Below are 10,320 nucleotides of genomic sequence, written 5' to 3'. Positions count from 1 at the left end.
CCTACCCACCAGAGAGGGGGGGGGGGGAGGGTTTTGATTTTTTTGGGGTGGGGGGACGGGGGGTGGCGGGGGGGGGGGGGGGGGGGAGGGGCCACCCCCCGGGGGGGGGGGGGGGGGGGGGGGGGGGCCCAACCCCCCCCCCCCCCCCCCCCCCTGCCCACGGACCTCGCTCACCCCCGCCCGGCCCAGGGCCCCCGCTCACCTCCGCCAGGGCAGCTCCGCCGTAATCCGCGTCGGCCCGGCCACGGGCGAATCGACCACGAGGATGCCGTCAACCGCGTCGAGCCGCTCGGCGAGCCCCGCCAGGCCGGACCCGGCGGAGACATCGGCCCCACCCACCCCGTCGTCGACGACCTGAAGCATCAGCCGGTTCTCGACCCGCCAGACATCCACCGTGGCCTGCCTGGCCCGCGCATGCTTGCTGACGTTCTGGAGCAACTCGGAGACGGTGAAGTACGCGATCCCCTCGATCGCGGGCGCGGGCCGCGACGGCAGATCCACCTCGACCCGCACCGGCACCGTGCACCGCGAGGCCACCGCGGACAGCGCCGCGTCGAGCCCGCGGTCGGTCAGCACGGCGGGATGGATCCCACGCGCCAGATCCCGCAACTCCTGCAACGCCGTCTTCACCTCGCCGTGCGCCTCGTCCACCATCCGCGCCGCGGCCCGCGGGTCCTCCGTCAGCTTCTCCTTGGCCAGCCCCAGGTCCATCGCCAGGGCGACCAGCCGGGCCTGCGCCCCGTCGTGCAGGTCACGCTCGATGCGGCGCAGATCGGCGGCGGCGGTGTCGACGACGACCCCCCGGTCGGACTCCAGCTCGACCACCCGCGTCGCCAGCCGCGACGGCCCGAGCAGCCCGAGCACCATCAGCCGGTCCACGGTCGTCAGCGCCCGCACGATCCACGGCGTGGCCATCGTGAAGAGCAGCCCCACCAGCGCGGTCACCGTGATCTCGAAGGGGTTGTTCAGGTAGATGCCGTGCGTCTCGTCCCCGTAGATCTGGAGCCCGTCCTGCCCCGCGTACATAGGGAAGACCCAGAACCACAGCGGATACGTCAGCAGCGCCCACCCGTACACCCAGAAGTTCAGCGCCACCACGAAGGAGAACACCGCCCAGGGGAACTGGAGCACCGCGTACAGCAGATGCCGCCACGACGTACCGCTCTTGAGCATCGCCCCCATCCACGCCATCGCCCCGTGCTTCTTCAGCCGCAGGGGCTCCGGCTCGGCCACCTCGACCCCGAGCAGCCCGCGCGCCCGCGCCCGCTCCAGCGCGCCGAACCCCCGGCAGCCCGCCAGGGCCGCGGCCAGCACCGGGATCCCGAGGAAGGTGACCAGCAGGCCCGCGCCCAGCGAGAACATCGTGACGGCGAAGGTGAACATGATGATGCCGAGCGGGAGGCTGAGCATCACATAGCCGAACTCACGCCAGCTGCGGGCCTCGATCGGCGCCCGCAGCGGGGCCGGGAGACGGTGCCGCCGCTCACCGGCGCCCGCCCCGTGGAATCCGGGCCCACTCCGGTGCCCGTACCCCTGTCCGTACTCCGTGGCCATCGGTCTCGTCCGTTCTACTCGTCCTGCTCGTCGGCTCGTACCTCAACCCTGCTGGCCACGGCGCGCTCCGGCCATGGAGCGGGTCGGCGTCTTGGAGCGGGGGTTTTCCCTACCTCGCGAGGGCCGGAGACCTCGAGATGGCTGGAGAACTTGAGAGGGCCGGAGACCTCGAGATGGCTGGAGAACTTGAGAGGACCGGAGACCTCGAGACGGCTGGAGACCTCGAGAGGACCGGAGCCGTCCGGACGAGGGCGGGCCGGAGCCGTCCGGACAGGGGGCGAGCCGGAGTCGTCCCGACAGAGGGCGCGCCGGAGCCGTCCGGATCGCTACCGCGTGGGTCGTATCGGCTCGTCCTGCCGGTCCCGCCACGGCAGCTCCGCCGTGATGACGGTCGGACCGCCGGCCGGCGACTCGATGATGAACAGGCCGTCGACCGCGCCGAGCCGGTCCGCGAGCCCCGCCATCCCCGTGCCGCCGTCGAGGCCGGCCCCGCCGCGCCCGTCGTCCCGGACCTGGATGAGCAGCCGGTCCTCGGCCCGCCACACGTCGACGGACGCGGACCTCGCCCCGCTGTGCTTGCTGACGTTCTGCAGCAGCTCGGAGACGGTGAAGTAGGCGATGCCCTCGATGGCCGCCGCCGGTCTGGTCGCGAGGTCGGCCGTCACCTTCACCGGCACCGTGCAGCGCGAGGCGATCGCCGACAGCGCGGCGTCCAGACCCCGGTCGGTGAGGACCGCCGGGTGGATGCCGCGGGCCAGGTCGCGCAGTTCCTGGAGGGCGAGCTTCACCTCGCCGTGTGCCTCGTCGACCATGGCCGCCGCCGTGTCGGGGTCCTCCAGGAGCTTCTCCTTGGCCAGGCCGAGCCCCATCGCGAGGTTGACCAGCCGGGCCTGTGCCCCGTCGTGCAGATCGCGCTCGATGCGCCGCAGGTCGGCGGCGGCGGTGTCGACGACGACCCCCCGGTCGGACTCCAGCTCGGCGATACGCTGCTCCAGCTCGTCGGAGGGCGACAGCAGCCCGCGCACCATGGCCCGGTCCACGTTCGTCAGCCCCCGCGCGATGAACGGCAGCACCGGCCACAGCAGAAACAGCGATATGAGCGTGACGGTGAAGGTCACGATGCCCCAGGGCAGCCGTACGAAGTCGTACAGCACCGTCCGCCAGCCCACCGGATCCTTCAGGCTCGTCCACAGCCAGGGGAAGAAGCCCGTCCGGCGCACCCGCAGTGGGCTCGGCTCGTCGATCCGCACCCCGAGCAGCACCCGCGCCCGCGCCCGCTCGGCCTTGCCCAGCTGACGCGCGCCCAGCAGACCGCCCGCGAGCAGCGGCAGCCCGATGACCGTCACCGCGAGCCCCGCGCCCGTGAACATCAGTGTGACGACGTACACGAACCCGAAGATCGAGACCGGCAGATTGGCCAGCAGATGCGCGATCTCCTTCCACGTCTGCCGGTCGAGGGCGAGGCGTGCGGGAGGCAGCCGGTCACTGTCGGACGTCCTGTCCGACGGGACGTCCGGCGGGATGTCCGACGGGACGTTGAGCGTGATGCGTTCGGTCATATCCGCTAGCGTGCCCGGCGGCGCGGCGCCGCGCCATGAGGTGGACCGCCAGGATGCACTGGGGAAAACCCCACCCCTGGGGCCGACACCTGGGGCGGACCTGGGCACCTCCGCGCGTGCCCAGCCGTGACGGGCTGCTTACCGTTTCTTTAGCAGGCCCTAGACTCCCGTCCGTACAGATCGTCGAACACGGCGCATCGCAGAGTGCGCGACGGGCGCATCATAGGGTTGAGTGTCAGGGAGCGAGGGCTGACGTGCCGGAACCGACCGTTGTCACGGCGACCGGGGCTGTCGTCGCGGCGGACTACTTCCAGTCCTACTCGGTCGTCGGACTGCTGGCCGTCGTCGGCGTGCTGTTCGTCGCCGTGGCCTTCGGGGCGGGACGCCTGCTGCGGCCCGTGGTCCCCACCCCCGAGAAACTCCTGACGTACGAGTGCGGCGTCGACCCCGTCGGCGAGGGCTGGGCCCACACCCAGGTCCGCTACTACGTCTACGCGTTCCTGTACGTGATCTTCGCCGTCGACTCGATCTTCCTCTTCCCCTGGGCGACGGTCTTCGCCGCCCCCGGCTACGGCGCCGCGACGCTCGTGGAGATGTTCATTTTCCTCGGCTTCCTCGCCGTCGGCCTGCTGTACGCATACAAGAAGGGCGTCCTGACATGGACGTGACCCCCGAGACCCCTGGGCAGCCGGTTCTTCTCCCGGAGCCGAAGCGGCTGGGCGCGCTCTCCCGACTGGCCCCCGAGCCGATGAAGGTGGTCCTGAACTGGGGCCGCCGCTACTCGCTCTGGGTCTTCAACTTCGGCCTCGCCTGCTGCGCGATCGAGTTCATCGCCGCGTCGATGGCCCGGCACGACTTCATCCGGCTCGGCGTGATCCCGTTCGCGCCGGGCCCCCGCCAGGCCGACCTGATGGTCGTCTCCGGCACGGTCACGGACAAGATGGCCCCGGCCGTGAAGCGCCTGTACGAACAGATGCCCGAGCCCAAGTACGTCATCTCCTTCGGCGCCTGCTCCAACTGCGGCGGTCCGTACTGGGACTCGTACTCCGTCACGAAGGGCGTCGACCAGATCATCCCCGTCGACGTGTACGTCCCCGGCTGCCCGCCCCGCCCCGAAGCCCTGCTCCAGGGCATCCTGAAGCTCCAGGAGAAGATCGCCCGGGAGTCGCTGGGCGAGCGGTACGGGTCGCCGCGGCCGTCGGCGGCCGCCCTGCAGAGCGGGCTGGTCCAGCCCCCGGTCCCGGGAGGCGCCCGATGACCGGCTGGCTCCCCGCCCCCGTCGAGGAACTTTTCGGCCCGGAGGCCACGGCCGAGGAGTCGTACGAGGTCCTGACGGTCGACGTCCCTCCGGCGTCGTGGATCGCCGCCCTGGAGACGGCCCGTGGCGTGCTGGGCTGCACCTACTTCGACTGGCTGAGCGCCGTCGACGAACCCGGCACGGGCTTCCGGGTCTGCGCCCACGTCGTGGCGCTGTCCCCGGTACGGCGCCTCCTCGTCCGTACGACCGTCCCGCACTCGGCCCCCGTCCTCGCGTCGGCCGTCACCGTGTACGCGGGCGCCGGCTGGCACGAGCGCGAGACCCACGAAATGTTCGGCGTGGACTTCGAGGGCCACCCCGGCCTCGACCCGCTCCTCCTCCCCGACAGCTTCGAAGGTCACCCCCTCCGCAAGGACTTCGTCCTGGCCGCCCGCGTCGTCAAGGCCTGGCCCGGCGCCAAGGAACCCGGCGAGTCCGAGCACGGCGGCCCCAAGCGCCGCCAGATGCTCCCGCCCGGCGTCCCCGACCCCAACGAGTGGGGCCCCCTCAAGGGCCAGCTGCCTCCGGCCCCGGCCCGCCCCGCCCGCGGAGCGGCCCGCACGCCCGGCGACCGCCCCGTACGCAGGGCACGAACAGCGGGGGAGGGCTCTGCAAGCCAGACACCTGGCGGTGCGGGTGCGGGTACCGCGGGTGCCAGTGCTGGTGCCGAGCCTGCCGCCCCGGCGTCGCCGCGCCGGGCGCGCAGCGCGAGCCAGGGCTCTGCCAGCCAGCAGGCCGCTGCTCCGGCTCCCGACCAGAAGGCAGCTCCGGCCCCCACCGAGCCGACGGCCCCCGCCGAGCCGACGACGCCCGCCGGAGCAACAGGCCCCGCCACCCCGCCGAGGCCCGCCGCGCCGCGCACCTCGGACGCCCCGTGGCACCGCGCCCGCCCGGCTTTCGACGAGCAGAAGCCGGAGCTGGAGCCGAAGCCAGAGCCGGAACCGAAGCCGGAAACGGAGCCGAAGCCGGAAACGGAGCCGAAGCCGGAAACGGAGCCGAAGCCAGAGCAAGGCGCCGAGGCCACTCCTCAACCCGAGGCTGCTCCGGAACCCGGGGCCACCCCGGAACCCGAGACCGCCCCGGAACCCGAGGTTGCCCGGGAACCCGAGGCCACTCCTCAACCCGAGACCGCCCCGGAACCCGAGCTTGCCCGGGAACCCGAGGCCACGCCACAACCCGAGGCCACCCCGGAACCCAAACCCGAAGCCACCCCGAACCCCCCATCCGCACCCACCCCTGACGACCCCGGAGGCACGCAGTGAACGGCGCTCTCGACGTCGCCCTGCGACTCCTCGTCGTCTTTGTCGTATTCCTGACATTCCCCCTGATCGTGGGTCAAACCGAGCACAAGGTGATGGCCCACATGCAGGGCCGCCTCGGCCCTATGTACGCGGGCGGCTTCCACGGCTGGGCCCAACTCGTCGCGGACGGCGTGAAGTTCGCGCAGAAGGAAGACGTCGTCCCCACGGGCGCGGACCGCCGCATCTTCCAACTCGCCCCCGCCGTCGCCCTCCTCCCGTACCTCCTGGTCCTCCTCGCCATCCCCATCGGCCCGAGCGAAGGCGCGGTCGGCCAGGTCGTCGACGCGGGCATCTTCTTCGTCCTCGCCGTCATGGGCGTAGGCGTCCTCGGCTCGCTCATGGCGGGCTGGGCATCGGCCAACAAGTTCTCCCTCCTGGGCGGACTGCGCACCGCCGCCCAGCTCCTCGCGTACGAACTCCCGATGCTCCTCACCGCCGCCTCGGTCGCGATGGCGGCGGGCACCGTCTCCCTCCCCGGCATCGTCGATGCCTTCGAGTGGTGGTGGCTGCCCTGGCAGATCGTCGGCGCGATCGTCTTCTTCGTGGCGGGCCTCGCCGAACTCCAGCGCCCGCCCTTCGACATGCCCGTCGCCGACTCCGAGATCATCTTCGGCGCGTACACCGAGTACACGGGCCTGCGTTTCGCCCTGTTCCTCCTCGCCGAGTACGCCGGAATCGTCGTCCTGTGCGGCCTGACCACCGTCCTCTTCCTGGGCGGCTGGCACGGCCCTTGGGGCGCGGACGGCCTCGGCTGGGTCTGGACCCTCCTGAAGAGCGCGATCCTCGCCTTCGTCGTGATCTGGCTGCGCGTCACCTACCCCCGCCTGCGCGAGGACCAGCTCCAGAAACTCTCCTGGACCCTCCTCGTCCCCCTCTCCCTCGCCCAGATCGCCCTCACCGGCATCGTCAAGGTGGTGATCTCGTAACCATGGCCCCCATTCCTGGCTCCGGCCTTGCCAAGGGCCTGGCCGTCACCCTCCGCACGATGACGAAGAAGACCGTCACCGCGCAGTACCCGGACGCCCAGCCCGAACTCCCGCCCCGCACCCGCGGCGTCATCGGCCTCTTCGAGGAGAACTGCACGGTCTGCATGCTGTGCGCCCGCGAGTGCCCGGACTGGTGCATCTACATCGACTCCCACAAGGAGACCGTCCCGCCCGCCGCCCCCGGCGGCCGCGAGCGCAGCCGCAACGTCCTCGACCGCTTCGCCATCGACTTCGCCCTGTGCATGTACTGCGGTATCTGCATCGAGGTCTGTCCTTTCGACGCCCTGTTCTGGTCCCCGGAGTTCGAGTACGCCGAGACCGACATCCACGAACTCACCCACGAACGCGACAAGCTCCGCGAGTGGATGTGGACGGTCCCGGCCCCGCCCGCCCTCGACCCCGCCGCCGAGGAACCCAAGGAGCTCACCGCCGCCCGCAAGACCGCCGAGAAGCTCGCCGCGGCGCAGGCAGCCCAGGCCGAACCCCGGACTTCCGCCCAGGCCCCCGAGCAGGGTGAACCCCCGGCCCCGGGCACGTCGGAGCCCTCCGATCCGAAGGAGGGCGAGTCGTGAGCCTCGCAGCAGCCACGGCCGTCGCGACGCGTGCCACGACCACCGCCGCCGAAAGCCACGGCTTCCTCTCCCCGACCGGCGTCGAGGTCGCCTTCCTCCTCGTCGGCCTGGTCACCTTCGGCGCCGCGATCGTCACCGTCACCACCAAGCAGCTGGTGCACGCCGCACTGTGGCTGGTGGCGACGCTCGGTGGCCTCGCCGTCGAATACCTCCTGCTCACGGCCGAGTTCATCGCCTGGGTGCAGGTCCTCATCTATGTCGGCTCCGTCGTCGTACTCCTCCTCTTCGGTCTGATGCTCACCAAGGCCCCCATCGGCCGCTCCCCGGACGCCGACTCCGGCAACCGCTGGGCCGCCCTGACCGTGGCCGTCGCCGCGGCCGCCGCCCTGGTCTGGGTCGTCGTCGACGCCTTCCGCACGACCTGGATGGATCTGGACGGCGCCGCCGCCGGCTCCACCGAGGTCACCGGAGCGAGCCTCTTCCAGAACTGGGTGCTCCCCTTCGAAGCGCTCTCCGTTCTCCTCCTCGCCGCGCTGGTCGGCGCGATCGTCCTCTCCCGCAAGGCGAAGGCGGACGCGGCGGCCACCACGAGCGTCCCCGCCGGCGGAACCGTCCCGAGCACCAGGAGCGGCCGGACCGTCCCGAGCGGCCGGAGCGGCCGGAGCGACAAGGGAGGGACCCGCTGATGCACCTCGCCTATCCCGCCGTGCTCTCCGCCCTCCTCTTCTGCACGGGCCTGTACGGAGTCCTCGCGCGCCGCAACGCGATCCTGGTCCTGATGTCCGTCGAGCTGATGCTCAACGCCGTCAACCTGAACCTCGTCGCCTTCGACATCTGGCTCTCCAAGACCGCCCGCGACACGCTCCACTCCGGCCAGGCGCTGACCCTGTTCACCATCGCCATCGCCGCCGCCGAGATCGGCATCGGCCTGGCGATCGTCCTCGCCGTCTACCGGGGCCGCGGCACCTCGGACATCGACAAGCTCCGCGACAGCGCCGAGCCGCACGGCCCCGAAGCCACCGTCACGGCAGACGAGAAGGCTGAGGCCACCGCGTGACCACGACCACCCTCGCCGTCCTCGTCCCCCTCCTTCCGTTCCTGGGCGCCGCGGCCGGACTCCTCCTCGGCCGCACGGCCCCCGGCTTCGTCCGCCCCCTCGCCGTCCTGCCGCCCCTCGCGTCGCTCGTCCTCGCCGTACTGGTCGCCGTACGCCAGGGCGGCGACCAGGCCATCGACGCCCACACAGAGCTCACCCCCACCGGCTCGGTCCCGATCGAACTCGCCCTGCACATCGACGGCTTCGCCGCCCTCGTCGCCGTCCTGGTCGGCGTCGTCGCCTCCTGCGTGCAGATCTACTCGACCGGCTACCTGCGCGACGACCCGCGCTACCCCTCGTACGCCGCTCTCGTCTCCCTCTTCACCTCCGCGATGCTGCTCGTCGTCTACTCCGGCGACCTGATCGTGCTCCTGGTCGGCTGGGAGATCATGGGCATCTGCTCGTACTTCCTGGTCGGCCACTACTGGGAGACCCCCGAGGCCCGCGCCGCCTCGATCAAGGCCTTCCTGGTCACCAAGCTCGGCGACGTCCCCTTCCTCATCGGCCTGTTCGCGCTCGCCACCGACGCCGGGTCCTTCCGCATCACCACGGTCCTCGGCACCGTCGCGAGCGGCGGACTGCACCACCCGACGCTGATCGCCCTGCTGCTCCTCGCCGGCGTGGCGGGCAAGTCGGCACTGTTCCCGCTGCACACCTGGCTCCCCGACGCGATGGCGGGCCCCACACCCGTCTCCGCGCTGATCCACGCCGCGACGATGGTCGCCGCCGGTATCTACTTCATCGCCCGGCTCCTCCCCGTCTTCCAGGCCTCTTCGGCCGCGATGCTCGTCCTCGCCGTCATGGCCGCCGTCACGATGGCGGGCTCGGCGCTCGCCGCACTCGCCCAGGACGACATCAAGCGTGTCCTCGCGTACTCGACCATCGGCCAGCTCGGCTACATGGCCGGCGCCCTCGCCGTCGGCGACCGCGGTGCCGCCGTCTTCCACCTCCTGTCCCACGGCGCCTTCAAGGCGCTGCTGTTCCTCGCCGCGGGCGTGATCATCCACGCCTCCGGCACCAACTCGCTGGCCGTCATGTCCCGTATGAAGGACCTGCGCGCCCGCGTCCCCGACGCCTACTGGACGATGACCGTGGCGCTGCTCGCGCTCGCCGCGATCCCGCCGTTCAGCGGCTTCTTCTCCAAGGAGGCCGTGCTCGGCGCCGCCGAGCACGTCGCCACCGGTCACACCGAGCACGCCCCCGTCGCCGCGGGCTGGATCGTCTTCGTCGCCGGCCTGATCACGGCCGTACTCACCGCCGCGTACGCCACCCGCCTGTGGCTGCTGGCCTTCCGCGGCCGCGGCGTCGAGGCCCCCGACCACGGCAGGCAGCCGCTCACCATGACCGTGGTGCTGTGGGTGCTCGCCGTACCGTCGCTGGCCTTCGGGCTGGCGTACGGTCCGCTGCCCCACTGGTTCGACGGCCGTGACCTGACACCGGTCCTCACCACCTCCGTCCTCGGTACGGGGCTCGCCCTCGTCGGCGGACTCGTCACCTACGGCGCCTGGCGGCACACCACCGTGATGGCCACGCGCGTACCCCTGGGTGCGGTCGTGGCCCACCCCGATGCCGACGCCGGAACCGTCGAGGCCGAGGCGATCGCGATGCACGCGCCGACCTTCGGAGATGTGGCTTCCGCGTCCGACCCGGCGGACCCGGGCCGACTGCTGCTCGGCCCGCTGCACCGCCACGCGGCCGTCGGCTTCCACCTCGACGCCGTGTACTCGGTGCTCTTCGTCCGCCCGGTCCAGGCCGGAGCCGCACTCGTACGGTTCCTCGACCGCGAGGTCGTCGACACCTACGTACGCGGCGCGGGCGCCCTACCCCGCTGGCTCGGCGCCGCCGTACGGCGCGCGCAGACCGGCAATGTGCAGACCTATGTGAGCGCGCTGCTCGCCGGCACCGTCGTCCTGGTGGTCGCCGCCCTCCTCGTCGCCACGGGAGCGTGAGCAGGC

At 71.8% G+C, this 10,320-nt stretch carries 10 protein-coding genes; 8 read left to right on the top strand and 2 right to left on the bottom strand.

Annotation, left to right across the window (positions count from 1 at the left end):
- Nucleotides 1–198: 198 nt before the first annotated feature.
- Together ACZ4WS_RS17495 and ACZ4WS_RS17490 are read right to left on the bottom strand one after the other, a co-directional pair.
- Nucleotides 199–1,554 (bottom strand): sensor histidine kinase, encoded by a 1,356-nt coding sequence (locus tag ACZ4WS_RS17495; RefSeq protein ID WP_467981266.1) that lies wholly within the window; start codon nt 1,552–1,554, stop codon nt 199–201.
- A gap of 326 nt (nt 1,555–1,880) precedes the next feature.
- Nucleotides 1,881–3,113 carry a sensor histidine kinase gene (locus ACZ4WS_RS17490; RefSeq protein ID WP_467981264.1) on the bottom strand — a complete coding sequence of 411 codons (1,233 nt, stop codon included), beginning with the start codon at nt 3,111–3,113 and terminating at the stop codon, nt 1,881–1,883.
- Nucleotides 3,114–3,367: 254 nt separating this feature from the next.
- Between ACZ4WS_RS17490 and ACZ4WS_RS17485 the strand changes: the two genes are divergently transcribed.
- The 8 genes from ACZ4WS_RS17485 to ACZ4WS_RS17450 are packed head-to-tail and all read left to right on the top strand — an operon-like array spanning nt 3,368 to nt 10,314.
- Nucleotides 3,368–3,781, top strand: coding sequence for an NADH-quinone oxidoreductase subunit A (locus ACZ4WS_RS17485; RefSeq protein WP_095936005.1), 414 nt, complete (start codon nt 3,368–3,370; stop codon nt 3,779–3,781).
- Nucleotides 3,772–4,371, top strand: coding sequence for an NADH-quinone oxidoreductase subunit B (locus ACZ4WS_RS17480; protein ID WP_467981262.1), 600 nt, complete (start codon nt 3,772–3,774; stop codon nt 4,369–4,371). The genes ACZ4WS_RS17485 and ACZ4WS_RS17480 overlap by 10 nt, the downstream gene beginning before the upstream one ends.
- Nucleotides 4,368–5,672: an NADH-quinone oxidoreductase subunit C gene (locus ACZ4WS_RS17475; RefSeq protein ID WP_467981260.1), complete on the top strand. Its 1,305-nt coding sequence runs from the start codon at nt 4,368–4,370 to the stop codon at nt 5,670–5,672. Before ACZ4WS_RS17480 ends, ACZ4WS_RS17475 begins: the two co-directional genes overlap by 4 nt.
- Nucleotides 5,669–6,637: a complex I subunit 1/NuoH family protein gene (locus ACZ4WS_RS17470; RefSeq protein WP_467981258.1), complete on the top strand. Its 969-nt coding sequence runs from the start codon at nt 5,669–5,671 to the stop codon at nt 6,635–6,637. The genes ACZ4WS_RS17475 and ACZ4WS_RS17470 overlap by 4 nt, the downstream gene beginning before the upstream one ends.
- A gap of 2 nt (nt 6,638–6,639) precedes the next feature.
- Nucleotides 6,640–7,269, top strand: coding sequence for a NuoI/complex I 23 kDa subunit family protein (locus tag ACZ4WS_RS17465; protein WP_467981256.1), 630 nt, complete (start codon nt 6,640–6,642; stop codon nt 7,267–7,269).
- Nucleotides 7,266–7,955 (top strand): NADH-quinone oxidoreductase subunit J family protein, encoded by a 690-nt coding sequence (locus ACZ4WS_RS17460; RefSeq protein ID WP_467981254.1) that lies wholly within the window; start codon nt 7,266–7,268, stop codon nt 7,953–7,955. Before ACZ4WS_RS17465 ends, ACZ4WS_RS17460 begins: the two co-directional genes overlap by 4 nt.
- The gene (gene nuoK / locus ACZ4WS_RS17455) at nt 7,955–8,326 is read left to right on the top strand and encodes an NADH-quinone oxidoreductase subunit NuoK (RefSeq protein ID WP_467981252.1); all 372 of its coding nucleotides are present in this window, start codon (nt 7,955–7,957) and stop codon (nt 8,324–8,326) included. Before ACZ4WS_RS17460 ends, nuoK begins: the two co-directional genes overlap by 1 nt.
- Nucleotides 8,323–10,314 carry an NADH-quinone oxidoreductase subunit 5 family protein gene (locus ACZ4WS_RS17450; RefSeq protein ID WP_467981250.1) on the top strand — a complete coding sequence of 664 codons (1,992 nt, stop codon included), beginning with the start codon at nt 8,323–8,325 and terminating at the stop codon, nt 10,312–10,314. Before nuoK ends, ACZ4WS_RS17450 begins: the two co-directional genes overlap by 4 nt.
- The last annotated feature ends 6 nt before the right edge of the window (nt 10,315–10,320 follow it).

The organism is Streptomyces sp. NPDC029292 (assembly GCF_055569295.1).
The sequence above is the reverse complement of the archived record's forward strand: the minus strand, read 5'-3'. Positions and strand labels throughout refer to the sequence as shown.